The 21,505-nt window shown below is 53.1% G+C and carries 20 protein-coding genes and 1 tRNA gene; 7 read left to right on the forward strand and 14 right to left on the reverse strand.

Translation table 11 applies throughout. From position 1 onward, the window contains the following. Positions 1 to 23: 23 nt before the first annotated feature. The 6 genes from AC6I8W_RS00295 to AC6I8W_RS00320 all read right to left on the reverse strand — a co-directional run bounded on the left by AC6I8W_RS00295 (position 24) and on the right by AC6I8W_RS00320 (position 5,511). Positions 24 to 965 carry a sugar kinase gene (locus AC6I8W_RS00295; RefSeq protein ID WP_497836508.1) on the reverse strand — a complete coding sequence of 314 codons (942 nt, stop codon included), beginning with the start codon at positions 963 to 965 and terminating at the stop codon, positions 24 to 26. 10 nt (positions 966 to 975) lie between these two features. Further along, positions 976 to 1,722, reverse strand: a complete 747-nt coding sequence (locus AC6I8W_RS00300) for a sugar phosphate isomerase/epimerase family protein (RefSeq protein WP_497836509.1) — start codon at positions 1,720 to 1,722, stop codon at positions 976 to 978. 217 nt (positions 1,723 to 1,939) lie between these two features. Continuing rightward, entirely contained in the window at positions 1,940 to 2,965 is a 1,026-nt protein-coding gene (locus AC6I8W_RS00305) for a LacI family DNA-binding transcriptional regulator (RefSeq protein ID WP_497836510.1), read from the reverse strand. Positions 2,966 to 3,031: 66 nt separating this feature from the next. After that, entirely contained in the window at positions 3,032 to 4,024 is a 993-nt protein-coding gene (locus tag AC6I8W_RS00310) for a LacI family DNA-binding transcriptional regulator (RefSeq protein ID WP_497836511.1), read from the reverse strand. 153 nt (positions 4,025 to 4,177) lie between these two features. Next, complete coding sequence (locus AC6I8W_RS00315; RefSeq protein WP_497836512.1) at positions 4,178 to 4,840, reverse strand: OmpA family lipoprotein; 663 nt, start codon at positions 4,838 to 4,840, stop codon at positions 4,178 to 4,180. 110 nt (positions 4,841 to 4,950) lie between these two features. Beyond that, on the reverse strand, positions 4,951 to 5,511 hold the full coding sequence (locus tag AC6I8W_RS00320; RefSeq protein WP_497836513.1) for a DNA-3-methyladenine glycosylase I: 561 nt from the start codon (positions 5,509 to 5,511) through the stop codon (positions 4,951 to 4,953). A gap of 143 nt (positions 5,512 to 5,654) precedes the next feature. Here AC6I8W_RS00320 and AC6I8W_RS00325 point away from each other — a divergent pair, with 143 nt between their 5' ends. The 5 genes from AC6I8W_RS00325 to AC6I8W_RS00345 all read left to right on the forward strand — a co-directional run bounded on the left by AC6I8W_RS00325 (position 5,655) and on the right by AC6I8W_RS00345 (position 9,722). After that, positions 5,655 to 6,350 (forward strand): autotransporter, encoded by a 696-nt coding sequence (locus AC6I8W_RS00325; RefSeq protein ID WP_497836514.1) that lies wholly within the window; start codon positions 5,655 to 5,657, stop codon positions 6,348 to 6,350. 74 nt (positions 6,351 to 6,424) lie between these two features. After that, positions 6,425 to 7,093 carry a hypothetical protein gene (locus tag AC6I8W_RS00330; protein ID WP_497836515.1) on the forward strand — a complete coding sequence of 223 codons (669 nt, stop codon included), beginning with the start codon at positions 6,425 to 6,427 and terminating at the stop codon, positions 7,091 to 7,093. 102 nt (positions 7,094 to 7,195) lie between these two features. Beyond that, positions 7,196 to 7,732, forward strand: a complete 537-nt coding sequence (gene dnaT / locus AC6I8W_RS00335) for a primosomal protein DnaT (RefSeq protein ID WP_497836516.1) — start codon at positions 7,196 to 7,198, stop codon at positions 7,730 to 7,732. Beyond that, entirely contained in the window at positions 7,732 to 8,472 is a 741-nt protein-coding gene (dnaC, locus tag AC6I8W_RS00340; protein WP_013507231.1) for a replicative helicase loader DnaC, read from the forward strand. The genes dnaT and dnaC overlap by 1 nt, the downstream gene beginning before the upstream one ends. 116 nt (positions 8,473 to 8,588) lie before the next feature. Beyond that, on the forward strand, positions 8,589 to 9,722 hold the full coding sequence (locus AC6I8W_RS00345) for an ROK family protein (protein WP_497836517.1): 1,134 nt from the start codon (positions 8,589 to 8,591) through the stop codon (positions 9,720 to 9,722). A 38-nt stretch (positions 9,723 to 9,760) separates the two neighbouring features. Here AC6I8W_RS00345 and AC6I8W_RS00350 read toward each other — a convergent pair whose 3' ends face one another. Further along, positions 9,761 to 11,224 (reverse strand): sugar porter family MFS transporter, encoded by a 1,464-nt coding sequence (locus AC6I8W_RS00350; RefSeq protein ID WP_497836518.1) that lies wholly within the window; start codon positions 11,222 to 11,224, stop codon positions 9,761 to 9,763. Positions 11,225 to 11,604: 380 nt separating this feature from the next. Here AC6I8W_RS00350 and AC6I8W_RS00355 point away from each other — a divergent pair, with 380 nt between their 5' ends. Continuing rightward, positions 11,605 to 12,597: a LacI family DNA-binding transcriptional regulator gene (locus tag AC6I8W_RS00355; protein WP_497836519.1), complete on the forward strand. Its 993-nt coding sequence runs from the start codon at positions 11,605 to 11,607 to the stop codon at positions 12,595 to 12,597. Positions 12,598 to 12,644: 47 nt separating this feature from the next. Here AC6I8W_RS00355 and AC6I8W_RS00360 read toward each other — a convergent pair whose 3' ends face one another. Continuing rightward, complete coding sequence (locus AC6I8W_RS00360; protein WP_497836520.1) at positions 12,645 to 13,679, reverse strand: acyltransferase family protein; 1,035 nt, start codon at positions 13,677 to 13,679, stop codon at positions 12,645 to 12,647. A gap of 236 nt (positions 13,680 to 13,915) precedes the next feature. Beyond that, positions 13,916 to 15,049: an EpsG family protein gene (locus AC6I8W_RS00365; protein WP_497836521.1), complete on the reverse strand. Its 1,134-nt coding sequence runs from the start codon at positions 15,047 to 15,049 to the stop codon at positions 13,916 to 13,918. A gap of 267 nt (positions 15,050 to 15,316) precedes the next feature. Here AC6I8W_RS00365 and AC6I8W_RS00370 point away from each other — a divergent pair, with 267 nt between their 5' ends. Further along, entirely contained in the window at positions 15,317 to 16,231 is a 915-nt protein-coding gene (locus AC6I8W_RS00370; RefSeq protein ID WP_497836522.1) for an alpha/beta hydrolase, read from the forward strand. A 123-nt stretch (positions 16,232 to 16,354) separates the two neighbouring features. Here AC6I8W_RS00370 and AC6I8W_RS00375 read toward each other — a convergent pair. The 5 genes from AC6I8W_RS00375 to xylF all read right to left on the reverse strand — a co-directional run bounded on the left by AC6I8W_RS00375 (position 16,355) and on the right by xylF (position 21,496). Next, positions 16,355 to 16,449, reverse strand: a tRNA-Sec gene (locus tag AC6I8W_RS00375). Positions 16,450 to 16,510: 61 nt separating this feature from the next. Then, the gene (gene xylR / locus AC6I8W_RS00380) at positions 16,511 to 17,689 is read right to left on the reverse strand and encodes a D-xylose utilization transcriptional activator XylR (RefSeq protein ID WP_497836523.1); all 1,179 of its coding nucleotides are present in this window, start codon (positions 17,687 to 17,689) and stop codon (positions 16,511 to 16,513) included. A gap of 93 nt (positions 17,690 to 17,782) precedes the next feature. Further along, positions 17,783 to 18,964 (reverse strand): xylose ABC transporter permease XylH, encoded by a 1,182-nt coding sequence (xylH, locus tag AC6I8W_RS00385; RefSeq protein ID WP_497836524.1) that lies wholly within the window; start codon positions 18,962 to 18,964, stop codon positions 17,783 to 17,785. Continuing rightward, a complete protein-coding gene (locus AC6I8W_RS00390) occupies positions 18,957 to 20,483 on the reverse strand; it encodes a xylose ABC transporter ATP-binding protein (RefSeq protein WP_497836525.1) in 1,527 nt (508 codons plus the stop codon). The genes xylH and AC6I8W_RS00390 overlap by 8 nt, the downstream gene beginning before the upstream one ends. Before the next feature lie 20 nt (positions 20,484 to 20,503). Then, the gene (xylF, locus tag AC6I8W_RS00395; protein WP_497836526.1) at positions 20,504 to 21,496 is read right to left on the reverse strand and encodes a D-xylose ABC transporter substrate-binding protein; all 993 of its coding nucleotides are present in this window, start codon (positions 21,494 to 21,496) and stop codon (positions 20,504 to 20,506) included. Positions 21,497 to 21,505 lie beyond the last annotated feature (9 nt).

Genomic DNA, 21,505 nt, shown 5'->3' on the forward strand with positions numbered 1-21,505 from the left:
GCGATAAATCGCGCCGCTACGGATCAGTAGTCGCCAAGCGTGGCGCGGGTTGGCAGTCCTTCGCTGTCGCCTGCCACCTGGATGGCCAGCGAACCAATTTTGTTGCCGCGCAGAATCGCCTGCGGCAGCGTTTTTCCTGCCAGCAGGGCGCTGATCAGGCCGACGGCAAAACCGTCACCCGCACCCACGGTATCGACCACGTTATCGACGCGAATCGGGGCCACCAGACCTTTGTCGCCCTCGGCAGTTTTGAACCAGGCGCCGTCGCTGCCAGTTTTGATCACCACCGCTCTGACGCCTTTATCGAGGTAGAAATCGGCGATGGATTCCGGTTGGCGGTAGCCGGTCAAAATCAGTCCCTCTTTCTCGCCCGGCAGCACCCAGTCGGCGTATTCCGCCAACAGGTTGAGTTGCTTGCGCATCTCCTCTTCGCTGCGCCACAGCACCGGGCGCAGGTTAGGATCGAACGAAATGGTTTTGCCGCGTGCACGCATCTCTTTGGCGGCATGTTTACTTAGCGCGAGCGAACTGTCGGAAATCGCGGCCGCGACGCCACTCAGGTGCAGGTGGTGTGCGTTGCCAAAGTAATCGGCGTTGAAATCATCCGGTGACAGATGGCTGGCGGCGGAACCGCTGCGGAAATACTCGACTTCGGGATCGGAACCATCATCGACACGTGATTTGAGCTGAAAACCGGTGCGATAGCGGGCATCGATGGTGACGCAGCGGTGATCCACTCCCTCTTTTGCCAGCTGTTGCAGGGTAAAACGGCCAAAGCTGTCGTCACCCACGCGGCTGACCCAGCCCACCTGTAAGCCGAGGCGCGCCAGACCAATTGCCACGTTCAGTTCGGCCCCGGCAATGCGCTTGATAAAGCCTTCCGCCGCAGCCAGATCGCCGGTCTGCTGGGCGATAAACATCGCCATCGCTTCGCCAATGGTGACGACATCAAGTTGGGTAGTCATCAGCAACTCCTTACCGGGCGCGCAGCAGGTCAACGTAATGGCGGGTTACCGCCAGCAGGTCCTCGCCTTCCAGCGGGAACTCAATGCCGCGCGGTGCATCAGCGGGCAGTGCCTGTAGCAGGGCGCGCCAGTCTTCCGGGCTATCATCCAGCGCGATGGCGCGGAAGCTGTCACGATGCGGCACCGCTGTTTTGACGTGGACGTAGCCAACGTAGTGACTCAACAGGTCTGCCGCCTCCATCGCGTCTTCACCGGTCCAACGCCAGTTAGCCATATCAAACGTCATCTCCAGTGGCAGTGCGGCATCGCGTGCCTGATGGAAAAAGCGCTGCATCGGGGCCAGTTTGCAGTCGGCGGTTTGGTCGTTCTCCACCACCAGATTGATCGGGGACGCGGCCAGCACGGCGGCTAAGGTATGGGTATGCAGATCGATAAAGTGGCCAAGCGATAGCTTCAGTCGCTGCGCGCCAAGCTGTTGTGCTTCGTGTAGAAACTGCGCCAGATGGGGGTTTAGTGCGCCATCGGCCAGATACAAAGTTTCCGGCACCGAATAGCAGGCGCTCAATCCCTGATGGGCCAGGGCTTCGCCTAGTGCGGGAAGCTGTTGAAAATCGTCAGCGCTAAAAAGCTCGCGGCGAATTTCCACGCCATCCGCTCCCGCCTGTTTAATCAACGGCAGCAGCGCCGACTGACCACCAAGTTCTGCCACTTTGCTGCTGCCGTAAGCAGCGGTCACAACAATGATTTCTGGTTTCATCTCATCTCTCCGGGCACCCACGGCCTCCCAAACGTGATAAAAACGTTAAATGGAACCGGTTCCAAAGGAAAGGTGCAGACGTCGGAAGTATGATCCTGCTCACGAAGTGAGCCATGGGTCTGCGAGAAGGTGTGATCCGTAGCGGCGCGATTTATCGCGCGGGTTTTTACCTGGGCCGGTACAAAATTGCGCGATAAATCGCGCCGCTACGGGTCAATCAGTTCAGCCGCTGGCTGGAGCCACGCACGATCAGCTCGCCGGAAAAGACCTGTTCAGAGATCGGATGGTCATCGCCTTCAATACGCGCAATGACTTTTTCCAGCGCGGCATAACCGATTTGCCAGGTAGGTTGTTTGAGGGTAGTGATGCCGACGCCCGCCAGCGCTGCCCACTCCAGTTCATCGAAGCCAAGCAGGCCGATGGATTCGCCCCAGCTCAGGTTAAGACGTTGCAGCGCACGCGCCACTTGCAGCGTGAGCGCGCCATTAGCCGCCATCACCGCACAGCGTTTTCCGCTATGGCGTTGGCGGAAATCGCGCAGGGTGGCATCCATCTGCGCGGGTTGATGCAGCGCCACCTCGGCGTTTTCCGCCTGCACCGCAGGTTGAGTTTCTGCGGTGCAGTAGAACGATGCCAGGCGCTCGCGGCGGGTATTGACGCTGCCGAGCGGCTCGCTGAGGAACAGCAGCGCCTCGTAGCCATTATCCAGCAGATGTTTTGTTGCCAGTTGCGCCGCTTCCGGGTTATTCAGGCCCACCACATCACAGGCGAAATCAGGAATTTTGCGGTCAATCAGCACCATCGGCAGCATCGACTGTTGCAGGCGTTTGAGGATGTCTTCGTGCATGCCGACAGCGTTCACCACAATGCCTTCTACCTGATAGCTGCTGAGCAATTGCAGGTAATGTTGCTCCAGGTCCACTTCGTTGTTGGTGTTACACATCAGCAGGGTGAAGCCATGGGCGCGGCAGGCGGCTTCGATACCACTCAGCACATCAACGGAGTAGGGATTGGTGATGTCGGCAATGATCAGGCCAATCAGGCGGGTGCGACCGCGTTTCAGCCCGCGAGCCATCTGGCTCGGGCGATAGTCGAGTTCGGCTATCGCGCGTTCGATACGGGCTTTGAGATCGGGCGACAGTAGATTTTGTTCGCCATTCAGATAACGGGAAACGCTGGTTTTACCGGTTTTTGCCGTGCGGGCAACATCGCTGATAGTCGCGCGGGGCGGCCTGGTCTTCATTGCATACACCTGGTTCAAAAGAAACAGGCGAAGACTACCACAGGAACGCCGCTCTGCAAGAATCCGCTAGTCAGAAGTGAGGTGCAGACGCGGTTGCCAGAGGGTTTGCAGCTGATTGAGCGGCGTACCGTCCAGCAGTTGCAGCACCATCTCCGCGAGTTTTTCGCCCACATGCTGTTGCGAGCATTGCAGGATGGCGTTGACCGGGTGGTCGATGATGGAATCACGCGGCAGCCCGTCGTGGACAAACAACGTGATCGCCTGTGGGCCGCTGAGCCGTCCGGCCTGTTGCAGCGCAATGGCGGTCCCTTCACCCAACGGGCTGCAATCGGTGATGATCGCCTGTGGCAGATGCCCCTCTGCCAGCCAGGCCAGGGTTTGCTGATAACCCGCGCGGCGTGAGGGCGGTACGGTAGCCATTAGCGGGACCGGCAGCGGTTGATGTTGGGTGATGGCATCGAGAAAACCGCGACGGCGATCGCGTACAAAGCTGCTGGGTTCATTGCTGCCAAGCCATGCCAGTTGAGTCAGCCCGGTTGCCAGGCAGTGGTCGGTCGCCAGTTTTACCCCAGCGTGATTATCGTAATCAAACCAGGCGTAAGGTTGCGCCAGCTGGCTGCGGCCCAGTGACAGAAAGCGAAATCCTTTTTGTTGCAGGCGTTGCAGGCGAATATCCTGTGGCATGGCATGGGTAACAATCAACGCATCAATGGCACCGCTGCGCAGCATACGTAATGTGCGTTGCTGGTCCTGCGGTTTATCGGCCAGCATCAGCAGGTCGATTTCATCGCGGGCGAGGCGCTGGTCGAGCATTTGCAGCATTTCAATAAAATGGCTGTCGCTCAGGGGCAGGGAACTGTCAGGAAACACCAACCCGACGGTGTTGGCGCGGCCGGTTTTCAGGCGACGGGCTGCGGCGTTGGGGCGATAGCCGCGTCGGCTTGCTTCTTCTTCGATACGTTTACGTGTGACTTCAGCCACATCATCATAGCCATTCAGTGCACGACTCACGGTAGTGACGGAAAGTCCGAGGACGGAGGCGATGGCTTTCAGCGACATGATGGGCTTCCACTGATCATTTTTTGATCAAGCTAACATAAAGAAATCGGCGGCTCTATGGCTTGATCATATTTGACAGCATTGGTAGCAGCAAGCGCCAAAAGTGGCGTAAAAACAGGCAAAATGGGCCTGAAAATGCAGGCCCATTTATTATTACCCCAGTGGGGTGAGGGTGATTTCAACGCGGCGGTTCTGTGCCTTACCCGCTTCGGTGCTGTTGCTGGCAACCGGATTATCCGGCCCCAGGCCCTGGGTACGCAGACGGCTGGCTTCAACACCCTGCACAATCAGCGCGCTGGCTACGCTCTCAGCACGTTGCTGCGACAGGCGCATATTCAGCGCGCGCGTGCCAGTGCTGTCGGTATAGCCGGTCACGTTGACTGCAGTTTTCGGATACTCTTTCAGCACCATTGCCACGCCGGTCAGGGTGTTGGCTCCTGCCGGTTTCAGGTTGCTGCTGCTGGAATCGAAGGTGACGTTATTCGGCATATTCAGCACGATGTTGTCGCCCTGACGCGTCACGCTGACGCCGGTGCCGCGCATTTTGTCACGCAGTTTCGCTTCCTGCACATCCATGTAATAACCGATACCGCCACCCAACGCCGCGCCGGACGCTGCGCCGATCAATGCGCCTTTACCGCGATCTTTTTTCGATGACGAGATCATGCCAACACCAGCGCCGAGTACCGCGCCAAGACCGGCTCCAATGCCGGATTTGCCCGCTTGTGATTCACCGGTATAAGGGTTAGTGGTACAGCCAGCTAATACCAGGCTCCCGCTCAGTAACAAGGCAAGTGCAACAGTGTGCTTATTCATTAAAAGTCCCTTAGATTTCAAGTGGGGGAAAAACCCCAAAACGGAGCTGATTATGCCGTCAAATCGTGGGAAAAAACGTGAGAATAAGTCTTAAATTGTAAAGAATTGCCTTATAAGTTAGCGGGATGGCAGAAACAATCGGTTTGATGATCGTTAATCAGGCCACAGGCTTGCATATAAGAGTGACAAATTGTCGGGCCGATAAATTTAAAGCCACGCTTCTTTAGTGCTTTTGACAGCGCGATAGCCGGTTCAGAGGTAGTTGGGGCCAGCTTGTAATCCGCATAGTGGTGTAAAATCGGCGTGTGATGAACAAATTCCCAGATAAAGCGGGAAAAGTCCTCTCCGTTGGCTTCCATCGCCAGATAAGCGCGCGCATTAGTAATAATTGCCGCAAGTTTGGCGCGCTGACGAATTAACCCGCTGTCTTGCATCAGGCGATCGAGATCCTGCTCATCCATCAGCGCAACAGCCTGTGGATCAAACTGATGAAAGGCACGTTGATAGTTTGCGCGTTTTTTTAACACCGTAATCCATGACAACCCGGCTTGTTGCCCTTCCAGGCACAGCATTTCAAATAAGGCGCGCTTATCAGTTTGCGGCACTCCCCATTCGGTATCGTGGTACGTCAGATAGAGCGGATCCTGTGTTACCCAGCCACAACGTTGCATTGCATCACTCCTGTTAATGAGGAAAATACTTCGTTTCCCTTGACGTATTCAATAATCGGTTAATAGTTAATCAATGGGCGCCGATAACTGTTGTATCCAATACCTAAACGCCCGGTTCCTATCTGGCTCGTCAGGAGTCTTTCATGTTGCAGAAAAGTCAGCGGTCAGGCCAGCACAATTTTGCGCTGGTGATGGCATGTGCATGGCTATTTGCTGTGCCCTGCCCGGTATTGGCCTGGGATGAGACCAGTCAGGACCCACCCGTGGCTTCGCCGGATTACAACGCCATACTTGCCGAAAAAATCTCCCAAAATCATCTGATGTTGACAGAAAACAGCGCAAAAAATCTGATGGATGCCGCGCTGAACCCGCCGGGTGAGGCGCTTGTCAACGTTCACACTGAAGCCGCCAGCGTCGGTGCCAGCCCCTTTACTAACCGGTTGTCAGCAGGCTGGCAGCTGCCTGTGAATGAGGCGCTTACCACCGGGCCGGTGGCGCAATACGCTGTCGACCCGTCACCGCTCAGCTGTCCACAATGTAAACTGGTCGATCGCAGTAAGGATGATCACATCGCCTCGCTGGGGTGGCGTGTTGATTCCAGCCTTGGCTGGATAGCACCTTACGCACAGATTAGCTACAGCCACCAATTGGGGGAGATGAATTTTACCCCGCGCAGTGATGAGGGGATCGCACGGGAGAACACCTGGATGGATGTGAGCGTTGGCGCCAATATGCCGCTGGGGCAGCATTTGTCGGCGTTTGCGTCATTTTCTCAAACCGGGGCCATGAGTAGCGGTGAGCAGTTCATTTATAGCCTTGGCGTCAGCGCCAGTTTTTGATCGGCATAAAAAGAGAAGCAAATAAGGACGAGAAAAATATAATAAGGACGCTAATCATTATCATTGGTAACAACATGCGTGACAATTTATTAATACTTGGCCGTGAATTATCGGCTTTTTTCATCAGTGGGCTGGTTTTGATTTTTGCGATGGCGATGGTCTACATTGACGTCAACTGGATGAACGATGCGGTGAAGGAGACTTCATTCACCGAAGTGACGCAAGAAATCATGCTGGCAGTTAACGCCGGACTGTTTTTCTTCGCCTCACGCCAGCGACCCGCTTTAATTCTGGTGGGTGGATTCTTTACCTGCATGCTGATCCGCGAGCTGGATTTTCTGTTCGACATCATCAAACACGGCAGTTGGGTATGGTTTGCCCTGGCAGTGGGCGCAGCCTCGCTGGCAATGGCGTTGCGTCAACCTAAACAGATTTTACCGGGCCTGGTCGAGCTGGTTCAGCACCGTAGTTGGCAAATGATGGCGAGTGGCTTGCTGGCGGTACTGGTGTTCTCGCGTCTGTTTGGCATGCACCAGCTTTGGGAACATCTGATGCTGGATGGCTACAACCGCGTAGTGAAAAATATGGCAGAAGAGGGCAGTGAGCTACTGGGTTACAGTCTCTGCCTGATCGCCTCGATGCGTTATGTGTGGCAAACCCGTCCACAGCTCGCCAACGCCCCGGCTGTTGCCAAAGCGAGTTCCCATATGAAACACGCCCAGCCTCAGATCTCTACCCGCTAACCTTTTTGGCGATCCTGCGCGCTAAAACAGGTACACTGCAACCTTAGCGCCGGACGAGGCAATCCGTTCGGCGCATCGGGTTTGTCAACGTCAGGTTTCTTCATGTCAGTCAAAATCTTAACTTCTACGTTGGTTGGGTTGGATGGCTTTTGCCATGACCCGATCGCGGTGCTGCAACAGGCAGAAAACGGCACGCTGGCGGTGTTGCATCATAACGCACCGGCGTTTTATGCGCTGACGCCACAACGGCTGGCGCAATTGCTGGCGCTGGAAGCCGCTGCGCAGCAACCCAACGATGTCACCCTGGATGACAGCTTGTTCGACACCCCACTCGCACCGATAGCGACGCCGGTGGGTAAATTTGCTATGTATGCGGGCTGGCAGCCCGATGCCGATTTTCAACGTCAGGCGGCAATCTGGGGCGTAGCGCTGAGCGAACCGGTGACTGCGGCCGAGCTGGCGACCTTTATTGCATACTGGCAAGCGGAAGGACGCTTGTTCCATCATGTGCAATGGCAGCAGAAGTTAGCGCGTAGCGTGCAGATGAATCGTGCCGCCAATGGCGGTCAGCCGAAGCGCGATATCACGCAGATCAGCAATACTGATTATGATATTCCCGATGGTTTTCGAGGTGAATGATGAAAACGCCGAACGATCTATTCAACCGTCTGAAAAAACTGATGCCGGCAGATGTAAAGCCAAAATTCACCAGCGGTGAAGAGTTGCTGGCCTGGAACCAGGAGCAAGGCCGCCTGCGTTCGGAGGCGATTGTGCGTGAAAACCGTGCGATGAAAATGCAGCGTATTATGGGCCGTTCTGGCATCCGTGAGCTGCATATGAACTGCTCGTTCGACAACTATCGGGTGGAAAATGAAGGGCAACGCAAAGCGCTAAGCCTGGCAAGGGAATACGCCGCGGGCTTTGACAACAGTATTTCCAGCTTTGTGTTCTCCGGCCGCCCCGGTACCGGTAAAAATCATCTGGCGGCGGCTATCGGCAATGACCTGATTATTCGCGGTAAAAGCGTGTTGATTGTCACGGTGGCGGATTTGATGTCGAGCATGAAAGGCACCTTCAGCGGTGGCAGCGATATCACCGAGGAACGCTTGTTGCAGGATCTCAGCACCGTTGACCTGCTGGTGATCGACGAGATCGGCATGCAGAGCGAATCACGCTATGAAAAAGTGATCATCAATCAGATTGTTGATCGCCGTTCCTCCTCCAAACGCCCGACAGGTATGCTGTCGAACCTCGATCCTGCGGGTATGAATGCGCTGCTGGGTGAGCGCGTAATGGACCGTATGCGCCTCGGCAACAGTTTGTGGGTACGTTTCGACTGGGAAAGTTACCGCAGCCGTGTGCGCGGCGATGAGTATTAATTATCCAACCTCATTTTACCAGGTGCGCCACGTCAAAAATGGCAACAAAGTCTGAGATAAAGCGCACCCGGACACTGCTACACTGAACCTCATCCATTCTGCTGGTTGAGGTTGTCATGAAAGTGATGGGCAAAGGGCCAGCGTTATTACGACTGAATAACCTGAAGCGGGTGATGACACAGTTGCGCCATACCCGAGTGACCTCCCGCCAGGATTTAGCTCAGGCATTAACCCTCAGCAAAAATACCGTTTCGCTGATTGTGGATGATCTGCTGGCGCAGGGGCTGATCAACGAACTGGGGCCGGTGAGTGTTGCCGCCGCCGGGCGACCGAAAATTGAGATAGCGTTACGTCCGGAAAAGCTGAAGAGTGCGGGCATCATGGTCGAACGCCAGGCAATACACTGGCGGGTATGCGACTATTTTTCGCAGGTGGTTGCCGAGCAAACCTGGCGTACCGAAACCAGCGATCCAGCAACGTTGCTTCTGGAGCTGGTGGAGTGCTGCCAGGCCTTGCGTGCCGCGCACCCGGAATTGATTGGCATTGCGATTGGTTTTCCTGGCATCGTCGATCCATTGCGTGGCTGGATGCATTTCTCGTCCCATCTTGGCTGGCAGAATGTTGATTTGCTGACGCCGCTGCGGCGCGAGATTGAGCTGCCGTTACGCATTATGAATAACGTCAAAGCGGCAGCCTTGCTGTCGGTGCAGCAACTGGCGCTGGATAAAAGTCAGAGTCATTTCTATCTGCGGATTGCCGAAGGGATTGGCGGTGCGTTGGTACAGCACGGTGAAGTGTTTACCGGCAGTAGCTGGACTGCGGGTGAAGTGGGGCATTTGACGGTACAACCCAACGGCACACGCTGTAACTGTGGACGTTTAGGATGTCTGGAAGCTCTGGTCAGCCAGCCTGCTATTCAGCAGCAACTGACGCGACGCAAACCGGGTCTGCGTTGGCATAATCGCGACAGTGAACCGGCGATCGTCGACGCGTTGATGAGCGAGGCGGGGGCGCAGCTCGGTAGCGCGCTGAGTCAGGTGATGCTGCTACTCAACCCGGCCAGCATTATGATCGATGCCGTGTGGAATGCTTATCCCACCTTTATCAGGGCTGTACAGCAGGCGACTAAGGCGAGCGCCCTGGAATTTACCTTCGCGCATACCGCGCTGCATTTTCTGCCGCAGCGCATCGATCCCGCCAATGGTCTGGCACTGGCGGTGATTGAGCAGTATGAGCAGCGGATGAGCTAACCTTTTTGTAACGACGCGATAAATCGCGCCGTTACGTTTTAATGACGCGGAATATTCAGCGACTCACTTTTCCTGGCTCTGCTGGTCGTGGCTGGCAGGTCGGCCTCAACATTAAACTTCTCCAGCACCAGACCATGAATTTTCTCCAGCGATACCCCGGCGGTTTCCGGTAAGTAGCGGAAGGTGAAGAAGTACATGCCGAGTGAGAAAATCGCAAACAGCAGCAGCGGGAAACCACCGTGGAACATATCGATCAGCAGCGGATTGCTGTTCATGATCGGGAAGGTGGTGCTGATGACAAAGTTTGCCATCGACATTGCACAGATTGAGATCCCCACGCAGATAGAACGAATTTCCGTCGGGAAGATTTCACCCAGAACCGTCCAGACAATCTGTCCCCAGGTCATGCCGAAGAAAATCATATACGCGAACAGGCCGACAACCGGCAGCAGTCCGGGCAGGTGATAGTAGAAGGCGATAAACGAGTAGGCGAGAAAGATGCAGGAGGTGATGGCACCGAGTAACAGCAGCTTGCGACGCCCCACTTTATCGATCAGTGTCATCCCGACCAGCACGCCGATGAACTGGCAGACCGAGAGCCAAAAGGTTTGTAACAACGCCGAATCGACACTGCCGGAGACATTTTTCAGCAGCGTCGGGCCAAAATACTGAATCACGTTGATGCCGCTGATTTGGTTACCAACCGCCAGACCAATACCGATCACCAGCAGTGGCACGGTGGTTTTATCCAGACGGAAGCGCGCTTTATGCTGACGTGCGGTCTCATCAGAGAATGAGTGTTTGATTTCGCTAAAGACGCTCTCCGCATGTTCACGGTTCGAGATTTTGGTCAGCGTATCCAACGCCGCATCATATTTTCCTTTCAGCACGTTCCAGCGTGGTGATTCCGGGATAAATGCGATAAAGAAGATAAACAGCGCACAGGGCACCAGCGCCGTTGCCAGGATGTAGCGCCAGCCCATAGCGATCATCGCATCAGGCAACATCGATTTGGTGATGAAGTAGTTGGTCAGTAACACCACCGATTGCCCCCCGACACAACACACTGCGTATAGCGCCGTGGTGCGGCCACGAAACTTCGAAGGTGACAACTCGGCCAGATAAATGGGGGAAATCACTGAAGCGAGACCAATTGCCAGTCCACCAATCATGCGGAAAATGACAAATACCGTAAAGTTATGGGCGATGGCGGTGCCGATGACCGAGACGGTGAACAGTAACGCGGTGATGGCGAGGGATTTTTTACGTCCCAGTATGTCACTCAGGCGTGGGGCGATAAAACAGCCGACCAGGCTGCCGAGCAAAATGTTAGACACTGCCCAGCCGGTTTCCGCCGGGGTCAGTTGGAAGTATTCGCTTAACGGTTCGATAGCACCGGAGATGATGGAAGAGTCATAACCCATCAGCAACCCACCAAATGCGGCGACGGTGCAACAGAGAATGACATACTTCATGTTGTAGCGCTTTTGACTGATATTCATTGTTATAGCCCCTTGTCTCTACCGCCTGAACGTTGCTTGTCCAGAAAGAGGAATGTTGTAGGTTGTCGATGTTCCGTTTATTCACGCAGGGTACTCATATTGGAATATATTTTCTAAATGGATATTTTTGGATCATTTTTTCCGAAATGTGTGAGGTGTGTTGCGAAAATTGCGGTTTGAGTTAAGTGGGTTAAAGTTTATCCAGATGAAATGATAGGTTTTTTGTCATCATCGCCGATTGAGGACATTGCACGGTTTGCTTTTCACTGGAATTTTCATTCTGAAATGATGGCCGGTATATCTGGCACGTCGTGGTTTCTTTTTTTTCCGGGCAGCAGGCATAATACGTTGATTGAAAGGCCGTCTTTGCGGACATCGCGATGAAAACGCAGCGCATCACCCTGGATGATATTGCCACCCTGGCGGGGGTCACCAAGATGACGGTGAGCCGATATTTACGTACGCCGGAAAAAGTAAAAACGGAAACGGCCGAAAAAATTGCCAGCGTGATTGCTGAGATCGGTTATACGCCCGATCCTGACAACCTCGCCCAGCCCAGCTCCAGCCCACCGCGTATCGGTGTGCTTATCCCATCCTTTAATAATCAAATCTTCGCCGATCTACTGGCCGGTATTGAATCGGTGACCAGTGCACAGGGTTATCAAACGCTGGTGGTCAACTATGATTACAACCCGCAGCGGGAAGAGGAACAAATCGCTACGGTGCTGGCGTTGAATATTAAAGGGTTGATCCTCACGGAATCGGTGCACACCGTACGGGCAGAAAAATACCTGAAAGCCGCCAGCATCCCGGTGGCGGAAGTCATGGGGCTGACCGAGACGCGCGATCGTATCAATGTGGGGTTTGATAACTATCGTGCCGGTTATGATATGACAGCGATGCTGCTGGCGAGCGGTAAAAAGCGCGTGATCTACTTTGGCTCCATGTCGGACCGGCGCGATGAACAACGCTATGCTGGATATTGTGATGCAGTGTCGGTTGCGGGGTTGCCAGAAGGGCGTATCGTGCCGAACAAGGTCTCCTCGGTGTCGATTGGCACTGGCATGATGACGCTGGCGCGCCAACTCTACCCGGATATGGACGCGATTCTGTGTACCAATGATGATCTGGCGGTGGGGGTGTTGCAGGAGTGCCATGCGGCGGGCATTGCCGTGCCGCAGTCGATGGCGATAGCGGGCTTCCACGGGCTGGAAATTGGTCAGGTCACCACGCCCCGGCTGGCGAGTGTCATCACGCCGCGCTTCGAAATGGGTAAGGTGGCAACCGAGATCGTCATCAAAAAGATTAACCACCTGCCAACCATTGAACAGGTCAATCTGCACTATCGCTTGTCGATGGGGGCTACCATCTGAAAAACAAAAAACCCGTTCAGAAATGAACGGGTTTTTTGTTTATGACGTTAATCGCGCGCGGTGTTGCCCGCGATGGGTGGTGGCGTGTGGTGCGCGCGTCTGAGGAAGCGACTTTCCAGCAAATTCCACGAGGTATAGGCCAGCGCCAGGGTGATCACAATCGTCAGCAGCAAGCCCAGGTAAGCATTGGTGTTGAACACACCGAAATGTTGCAGCAGCTGAATGATCGGCCAGTGATAGAGGTACATACCGTAAGACAGGTCACCGTACTGGCTGATTTTAATTTCGCCACACAGGTTGGTGCAGAATAGAATCACCACGGAAGAGAACGCGACTGGCTCGATAAGGAAGACGTAGTCGGTGTTTTTGAACAGCAGAAACACCACCAGCGACACAATGGCGATCTCTTTCAGGCGGTCAAAGGTGGGTTGATGGATCGCCAGCAGACTACCAAAGAAGAAGTAAGAGGCGAGCGAGATAAATTGCTTCGCCAGGGTATCGGCTTTAGGACCGGTATACACCAGCGAGAAATAGAAGAACCACAGGCTGGAGATGATGAAAATCGCCCCCCAGACTTTCAGCGGATTTTTCTTCATCAGCGGCAGTACAAAAGGTAGCAGGACGTAAAGCGTCAGCTCAGCCTTAATCGTCCACAGCGAACCATCCATTGGCTGGTTGGGGTTATTGGTGAATACCCCGGGGAGCGAAGGTTGGATGAAGTTGAGAAACGAAAAATTCGCAATGAGATACTTAATCGTTTCTTTATTCTTCAGAAAATCGACGATGGGCAGGGTAGTGACGCACATTCCAATCACGAAGCACATACTCACCACAAAAATATAGGCAGGGAGAATGCGTTGTGCGCGTTTAATATAATAGGATGTGAGTGATTTACTTCTTAAGTAACTTTGTGCAATAAGAAAACCACTTATTGCGAAAAACCCTCTTACGGCAAAATCAGCATTCAGGAAGTGTGCCAGGAAACGAATGTCAGCATTTCTCGTCACTTCTGCCGAATGCACCAGTAACACGATAAAGGCGAGCGATAGCCGGACGATGTCGAAGTTATTTTTTTCGTTCATATCTGCATTCTTTTATTGAGTGACGTTGCGCCAGCAAAATCTTTAATAGATTTCACATGAGTTGTTAGGAATATTCCGATCACTGCTGACGCAGATGTACTACTATTAGAGTTTTAAAAGATTCAAAAAGCAAGTTATGCCCCGAAGAGGAAAGATATTCGGATTTTCCTCATGTGTCTATCGGGCGATTCTTAAATATAAGAGAGCGTTGGCAGTTGCTGCCAACGCATTAGAAATTAGCGGAACAGCTGGAAGGTCCTTGAAACTTCGTAACCAGTAATTGATTGTTTGCTGGAAATAGTATTGTAATAAAGGTAGTAAAGTACCATTAGCACCGTAACGCCGACTGTCAGAACCTTCATTATTTTCTTGGTTTCCCAGATACACAAGGAAATAAGAACCGGTTCAACCTGCAAAAGATAATTGGCCAGGCGACCACCAGAGGCATAATCCTGCAATGCCATCCTTAAGCCACTGCCAATGGCAAAGGTAATCACCAAAATGTAATAAAGGCGGAACTTCTCTTCATCGAAATTCTTTATTTTGTCACTCAGAAGCATAAAGCTAAAAATGAAGACGAAGCCAATGTTTTTCAGGTTAGACAGCGTGATGATGCCTTGTTCCTGCGTGGAATCTTGGTTGGCATAGCCCATCGCCCTGTCACCTAACGAACCGATATGGCTGGAGATAAGCGAAATGAGCGCCGAACTTCCCATAAAGGCCAGCGGTAGGCTGGCCATCACGATAAGTATAGGAATATATTTGTTTTTCTTTACGATTAGCGCGATCGGGATGAGCAACGCAACAATACCTGTGGCATGGCTAATAAACGACAGAATGAAGGTGGTGATCATCCCAGGCTTACTTCTGCGCGCGAAATGATAGACAAAGCCCATCAGAAACGCTGAACACAAACCAAAGCGAATTTGGTTCATGTCTTTATTGATAAACAGGTGTGCAGAATAAACGGCCAGAGCAACTAAGGGGATGGGAGTCAGCTTACGGAAATAATATGCGTTAACGCAAACTGCTATCATAGTAAAGACATAGATAAAAATGTCTGGGTTGGCGGTAAATATTCTGGTGATGCCCGCAATGGCATAAATAGCTGGTTCATAGCGGAAGTTGATAACGGCATTCCAGAACCCGTCGATAACAATTTGATCGATGAATTGAGCAAAGAACTGACGATACTGAAAATCATCCAAACCCGTGCCAAGGCCGCGAATCCCACCAAATGTAAAAAGCACGACCACGGCAACAAAATAAAGATATAATCTGATTCGCGCTGTGTTTTCATCTTTACTCAGCATGACTTCAAGTATTGCAATGAAGGTCAAGCTCAAGCTTATGATCCAGTAAATTCCCATGGTCACAGATTCTTATAGTTTAAAATTTACTTATAACATAGGGTCTTGTTAACGTAAACATGAGAAAAGTCTAATTTTTTCTGGTCCGGTATTATATTGAGTGAAAGAAATGGCCATTATTTGCTACCTTTCTCTACAGGTTCAATTTGACTTATTATAATGTCAGTTTTTTCTTCTGGGACAGGATTCTGATTCAGAACGTTGTGCCGCACGGCACTCTTCATGAATGTTTGTCATTGTTTTTACTCAGGATTTGGAGCCAGAGAGATGAAGACACCTTTTTTTTCTGCATTGATTTTTCTTTTTTATCTTCCCTGTGCATTTGCCAATAAGGAAATTCCGATCTGGCCGAAAGAAGTGTCAGGAAATAATACATTTATTAATTTTAGTAAAAATCTGGCCGATAATAATCGTGCTGTCACCAAAGTGGATTCTCCAGAAATGATTTATGTTCCTCCCTCAGGAAAAAATAATCATTCGGCAGTGCTAATCATTCCGGGTGGGGGATTTTCGTATATTATGCAAGATCTCGAAGGCCTGGATGTCGCGAAGGTTCTGAGTAAAAAAGGCTATTCCTCTTTTGTATTGCTTTATCGTATGCCGCGCGGTGGTTCTGAGGTTAATCGTAATAATGCTTTTGCCGATGTTCAGCGAGCTATGCGCCTGATTCGCTCCAATGCAGATCAATATCGTATTGCACCGGACAAGATTGGTGTGATGGGCTTTTCAGCTGGTGCATACCTGGCGGCAAACGTCAGTAACGATCCTGATGCCACCAATTACCCGCCACGGGATAACGAAGATAAGGTTTCTGCCCGTCCCGATTTTGCTGCGTTGATCTACCCGGTTCTGTCGCTGAAAGATGGCGTCACCCATAACGGCACGCGTGCGGCGATGTTTGGTAAAGAGATCAGCGATGACATCAAGCAACGCTACTCGCAGGAAGACCGTGTTACCGCCCATACACCACCTACTTTTCTTGTTCAGGCGCTTAATGACGGCACCGCTTCGCCGCAGAACTCACTGCGTATGTTTGAGGCTTTGCGCAAAAATAAGGTGGCGGTTGAACTGCATCTTTTCCAGCAGGGTGGGCATGGTTTTGGCATCGTGAAAAAACAGGATATTCCGGCAAAAAACTGGCCGACACTGTTTAGTGACTGGCAGACGAGTTTGGTGCCGTAGCGGCGTGATTTATCGCGCGTTTTGGCAAAGCGCTCTTTGCTGGATTGCGCGATAAATCGCGCACGCTACAGTTCCATACATACATTGTGGGTGTTGTGATAAAGACGGGGATGGGGAATCAACTGGCGGAAGATCACAGGAGTCGAACCTGCCCGGGACCGCTGGCGGCCCCAATCGGATTTGAAATCCGACCGCCTCACCGGAGACGACGATCTTCCTTTACCGCAGCCGCAGAATTATAGCGGCAAACGGTGTGAAGTTGTTGATCTCACCCGTGCGTCACAGCACGTTTTCACCGTAATGTTGCCGGTACTCCTTCGGGGTAGTGGCGTAACTCTTCTTAAAGACCGAATAGAAATATTGCAGCGAAGGATAGCCGCACATTTGGGAGATCTCATTGATACTTAACGAAGAACTGGTCAACAGCTCGCGCGCTTTCTCCAGTTTTTCGCGATGGATCATCGCATGAATGGTATCGCCGGTTTCATCGCGAAAGCGTTTTTCCAGATTGGAGCGTGAAATGCCGATGGCATCCAGCACCTGCTCGACCTTAATACCTTTACAGGCGTTAAAGCGAATATAGTGCATCGCCTGAATCACCGCTGGATCGCGCAATGAACGAAAATCAGTGGAGCGGCGAGGGATCACTTTAACCGGTGGCACCAGAATACGTTGCAGCGGCAGAGATTGTTTATCCAGCAGCCGATGGAGCAGCTTGGCGGCCTGATAACCCATCTGCCGCGTCCCCTGGGCCACTGACGAGAGCGCCACACGTGACAGATAACGCGTGAGTTCTTCATTGTCGATGCCAATAACGGTGAGTTTCTCCGGTACCGGTATCTTCAGATACTCGCAGGCTTGCAACAGGTGACGAGCGCGCGCATCGGTGACGGCAATGATGCCGGTTTGCTGTGGCAGCGTTTGCAGCCAGTCTGCCAGACGGTTTTGTGCGTGCTGCCAGTTTTCCGGCGCGGTTTCCATGCCCTGATAAACCACTCCCTGATACCGTTCGCGTGCCACCAATTGACGAAAGGCATGTTCACGCTCCTGCGCCCAGCGTTTACCGCTGGAAGCAGGCAGGCCATAGAAGGCAAAGCGGTTTATCCCTTTCTCTTTGAGATGTAAAAAGGCGCTCTCAACCAACGCGGCATTATCGGTGGCGATGTAATGCACCGGCGGGTAGTCCTGTTGTTGATGGTAGGAACCACCCACACCAACAATCGGCACCGGCACATTTGCCAGTAACTTTTCAATTGAGCTGTCATCGTAATCGGCGATCACGCCATCACCCAGCCATTCGCGAATATTATCGATGCGACAGCGGAAATCCTCTTCAATGAAGATGTCCCAGTCAGTTTGCGACGCCTGTAAATATTCGCCAACGCCTTCGACCACCTGGCGGTCATACACTTTATTGGCGTTGAAAAGTAACGTAATGCGAAATCGTTTCTCATACATAGTGGCGCGCTCCCTTAAACCCCCAGCGCATTGCATAACACGGCTGGCTGAGGAGCAGAAAGAATTTGCGCCACATTGTGATCGCCCACGCGATTACACCCGACGCCGGGTGGCGGTATCCATCCACACCGCAAGCAACAGAATCGCCCCTTTGACGATGTACTGCCAGAAGGTGGGAACATCCATCATGCTCATGCCGTTGTCCAGCGAAGCCATAATAAACGCGCCCATCACCGCGCCTGCAACGGAACCGACGCCGCCTGCCAGGCTGGTGCCACCGATGACGCAAGCGGCAATCGCATCCAGTTCAGCAATGTTGCCAGCCGACGGTGAACCTGCGCCAAGTCGTGAGCTGAGGATCAAACCCGCAATCGCGACCATCACACCATTGATGGCAAATACTGCCAGCTTGGTGCGTGCCACGTTAATCCCGGAGAGTCGCGCAGCATCAAGATTGCCGCCAATCGCGTAGATACGGCGACCAAAGGCGGTACGCGTTGCCATAAACATCCCACCCAGCAACAGCAGCGCCAGTAACAGTACCGGCGTTGGGACGCCACGATAGTCGTTCAATAGCCAGATGGCCCCCAGCACCAGAATCGCGGTGATCGCCTGACGTGCGACCGCACCCCCCGCAGCGGCTTGCGACAAGCCAAGTTGCTGGCGACGCAGACGCAAGCGCCATTGCCAGAGGATAAACAACGCCAGACCGGCAAAACCGAAGCCAAAACCGACCCCGCCAGGCAGATAGCTTTGCCCAATCTGCGACATCGCCGGGCTGGTCGGTGCAACGGTGGTGCCATCGGTGATGCCGACCAGAATGCCGCGAAAGGCCAGCATGCCCGCCAGCGTGACAATAAACGAAGGGACCTTGCGGTAGGCCACCCACCAGCCATTCCAGGTGCCGAGCAGTAATCCCAACACCAGCGTGACGACGATAGTTAAGGGCAGCGGCCAGCCGAGCCAGACGTCGAAAATCGCCGCCGCACCACCGAGCAGGCCCATCATTGACCCGACCGAGAGATCGATCTCCGCCGAGATAATGACAAACACCATGCCGACTGCGAGGATGCCGGTGATGGCAGTCTGGCGCAGCAGATTGGAGACGTTACGCGGACTAAGCCAGGCTCCGTCGGTGGTCCAGGTAAAGAATAGGGCAATCAGTACGATCGCCCCGAGCATCACTAATACCTGCAAATTGGGGAGCGAGAATTTGCCAGCACCATCTTTGCCTGACGTCGTCAGGCCGCGTTGTGTACTTTCGGTCTTAAGCATAGTGTTCACTCCGCAGGGCGGCTTCCATCACCTGCTCCTGAGTCAGGTTATCGTTAATCAAATCGGCTTTGATTTGCCCTTCATGCATCACCAAAACCCGATCGCTCAGGCCCAGTACCTCGGGCAACTCGGACGAAATGACAATCACCGCAATCCCTTGCTGCACCAGCGCATTGATCAACAGATAGATCTCCTGACGCGCGCCGACATCGATGCCGCGTGTTGGCTCATCGAGAATCAGAATTTGAGGATTGAGCAGCAGGCATTTGGCGAGAATCGCTTTCTGCTGATTGCCACCACTCAGGCGACCAATCGGTAATTCTGATGAGGAGGTTTTGACCCGCAACCGGGCAATGGCATCGTTAATCGCATGCTGCTCCCGTGCCTCATCCAGCGTGGAGAGTCGCTGGCTAAACTGATCCAGCGCCGCCAGGGTGATGTTTTTGCCTACCCCCATCAGCGGCACGATGCCATCTTTTTTGCGATCTTCCGGCACCATCGCGATGCCGTGCGCAATGGCGTCCCGACAGTCGCGGATCTGTACCTTGTTGCCGTTGAGGGTAATATCACCCTGCCAGCGGCCAGGCCAGACGCCAAACAGGCATTGAACGGTTTCGGTTCGGCCAGCACCGACCAGACCAGCAATGCCAAGAATCTCACCGCGCTTCAGGCTGAAGGAAACGTTGTTTACGCGGCGGATATGGCGATTGACGGGATGCCAGGCGGTGAGGTTATCCACCTGCAATATCGTCTCGCCAATTTCATGTGGGGTGTGCGGGTAAAGCGCGGTAAGTTCGCGGCCCACCATCATGGTGATGATGTCATCCTCGCTCAGTCCGGCAGCAGTCCGCGTAGCGATGTGTTGGCCATCGCGGATCACGCAGATGGTGTCGGAAATTGCTTTCACCTCGTTAAGTTTGTGCGAGATGTAGATGCAGGCGATACCGTGTTCACGCAGGTTTTTGATAATGCTAAGTAGCACCTCGGTTTCCTGCTCAGTCAGCGACGAGGTAGGTTCGTCCAGAATCAGCAGGCGCACCTGCTTATTCAGAGCGCGCGCGATTTCCACCAGCTGTTGCTGACCCAGTCCCAGATCGCCCACCCGTGTGTCTGGGGACACATTGAGTTTGACCCGCTCCAGTAACTGCTGACAGCGCAGCGTCATGGTTTCATCATCCACCATGCCGAAGCGGCCCAGCTCGGCACCGAGAAAAATGTTTTCCATCACCGTCAGTTGCCGTACCAGGGCCAACTCCTGATGGATAATCACAATCCCTTTGCGTTCGGTGTCGCGGATGGTCTGCGCCTGAATCTCGTCACCGGCAAAATGGATGCTGCCGTCGAAGTCACCGTGCGGGTATAGCCCGCACAGGATCTTCATCAGTGTCGATTTTCCCGAACCGTTTTCGCCGCACAGCGACATCACTTCGCCTGCGTCCAGCCGCAGGCTGACGTCATCTACTGCTTTCACCGCGCCGAAACGCTTGGTTATATGGTTCATTTCCAGCAACATCGACATCTCTCCTTCGCGGGTTGCGCTTAGAGTTCGCTCTGCTTGTGGAAGCCGTCTTTCACGACGGTGCTTTCGATATTGCTTTTATTGACCTGGATTGGCGTCAGCAGGCGTGACGGCACATCTTTCAAGCCATTGTTCAGTTTGCCGTTGCTGGCGGGGGTCTGGCCGTCACCGAGTTCCACGGCGATTTTTGCTGCTTCGGTCGCGAGTTGTGTGATCGGTTTGTACACCGTCATGGTTTGCGTGCCATTCTCGATGCGTTTGATAGCGGCGAGGTCGGCATCCTGACCGGAGATCGCGACTTTGCCCGCCAGTCCCTGCGCGCTCAGTGCCTGAATTGCACCACCAGCGGTAGCATCGTTGGAAGCCACAACCGCATCAATATGGTTGCCATTGGCAGTCAGGGCGTTTTCCATAATCTTCAGGGCATTTTCCGGTAACCAGGCATCAACCCACTGATCGCCCACGACTTTGATGCTACCGTTATCAATATAGGGTTTTAAGACTTTCATTTGACCGGCGCGGAACAGACGCGCGTTATTATCCACCGGCGAACCACCCATCAGGAAATAATTTCCCTTTGGCACTTGCTGTACAATACTTTCGGCCTGAAGTTCGCCCACCTTTTCATTATCAAAAGAGATATAAAAATCAATGTCGGCGTTATTAATCATGCGGTCATAAGCCAGAACTTTAATGCCTTCACGCTTCGCTTCCGCCACTACGTTACTTAATACCTGGCCGTTATACGGGATAATCACCAATACATCCACGCCGCGGTTAATCATATTTTCGATTTGCGACATCTGGGTTTCTTCGTTGCCATTGGCCGATTGTACAAACACCTGGGCGCCCTGGGATTCCGCCTGTTTAACAAAGATATCACGGTCTTTCTGCCAGCGTTCGAGGCGTAAATCATCCATCGACAAACCGATTTTCACTTCTTTTGCCACGCCGGCATGGCTGATCAGTGCCAGTGTCGCGCAGACGGCTAACAGCGTTTTCTTCATGTTCATGGTGTTCAT

The sequence above is a fragment of the Pantoea sp. X-Soil-TKNS-1211 genome (assembly GCF_059730495.1).

Excerpts from the sequence above, each read along its gene's own strand:
- AC6I8W_RS00295 (WP_497836508.1), bottom strand. The coding sequence starts at position 965 with ATGACTACCCAACTTGATGTCGTCACCATTGGCGAAGCGATGGCGATG.
- AC6I8W_RS00300 (WP_497836509.1), bottom strand. The coding sequence starts at position 1,722 with ATGAAACCAGAAATCATTGTTGTGACCGCTGCTTACGGCAGCAGCAAA.
- AC6I8W_RS00305 (WP_497836510.1), bottom strand. The coding sequence starts at position 2,965 with ATGAAGACCAGGCCGCCCCGCGCGACTATCAGCGATGTTGCCCGCACG.
- AC6I8W_RS00310 (WP_497836511.1), bottom strand. The coding sequence starts at position 4,024 with ATGTCGCTGAAAGCCATCGCCTCCGTCCTCGGACTTTCCGTCACTACC.
- AC6I8W_RS00315 (WP_497836512.1), bottom strand. The coding sequence starts at position 4,840 with ATGAATAAGCACACTGTTGCACTTGCCTTGTTACTGAGCGGGAGCCTG.
- AC6I8W_RS00320 (WP_497836513.1), bottom strand. The coding sequence starts at position 5,511 with ATGCAACGTTGTGGCTGGGTAACACAGGATCCGCTCTATCTGACGTAC.
- AC6I8W_RS00325 (WP_497836514.1), top strand. The coding sequence starts at position 5,655 with ATGTTGCAGAAAAGTCAGCGGTCAGGCCAGCACAATTTTGCGCTGGTG.
- AC6I8W_RS00330 (WP_497836515.1), top strand. The coding sequence starts at position 6,425 with ATGCGTGACAATTTATTAATACTTGGCCGTGAATTATCGGCTTTTTTC.
- dnaT (WP_497836516.1), top strand. The coding sequence starts at position 7,196 with ATGTCAGTCAAAATCTTAACTTCTACGTTGGTTGGGTTGGATGGCTTT.
- dnaC (WP_013507231.1), top strand. The coding sequence starts at position 7,732 with ATGAAAACGCCGAACGATCTATTCAACCGTCTGAAAAAACTGATGCCG.
- AC6I8W_RS00345 (WP_497836517.1), top strand. The coding sequence starts at position 8,589 with ATGAAAGTGATGGGCAAAGGGCCAGCGTTATTACGACTGAATAACCTG.
- AC6I8W_RS00350 (WP_497836518.1), bottom strand. The coding sequence starts at position 11,224 with ATGAATATCAGTCAAAAGCGCTACAACATGAAGTATGTCATTCTCTGT.
- AC6I8W_RS00355 (WP_497836519.1), top strand. The coding sequence starts at position 11,605 with ATGAAAACGCAGCGCATCACCCTGGATGATATTGCCACCCTGGCGGGG.
- AC6I8W_RS00360 (WP_497836520.1), bottom strand. The coding sequence starts at position 13,679 with ATGAACGAAAAAAATAACTTCGACATCGTCCGGCTATCGCTCGCCTTT.
- AC6I8W_RS00365 (WP_497836521.1), bottom strand. The coding sequence starts at position 15,049 with ATGGGAATTTACTGGATCATAAGCTTGAGCTTGACCTTCATTGCAATA.
- AC6I8W_RS00370 (WP_497836522.1), top strand. The coding sequence starts at position 15,317 with ATGAAGACACCTTTTTTTTCTGCATTGATTTTTCTTTTTTATCTTCCC.
- xylR (WP_497836523.1), bottom strand. The coding sequence starts at position 17,689 with ATGTATGAGAAACGATTTCGCATTACGTTACTTTTCAACGCCAATAAA.
- xylH (WP_497836524.1), bottom strand. The coding sequence starts at position 18,964 with ATGCTTAAGACCGAAAGTACACAACGCGGCCTGACGACGTCAGGCAAA.
- AC6I8W_RS00390 (WP_497836525.1), bottom strand. The coding sequence starts at position 20,483 with ATGTCGATGTTGCTGGAAATGAACCATATAACCAAGCGTTTCGGCGCG.
- xylF (WP_497836526.1), bottom strand. The coding sequence starts at position 21,496 with ATGAACATGAAGAAAACGCTGTTAGCCGTCTGCGCGACACTGGCACTG.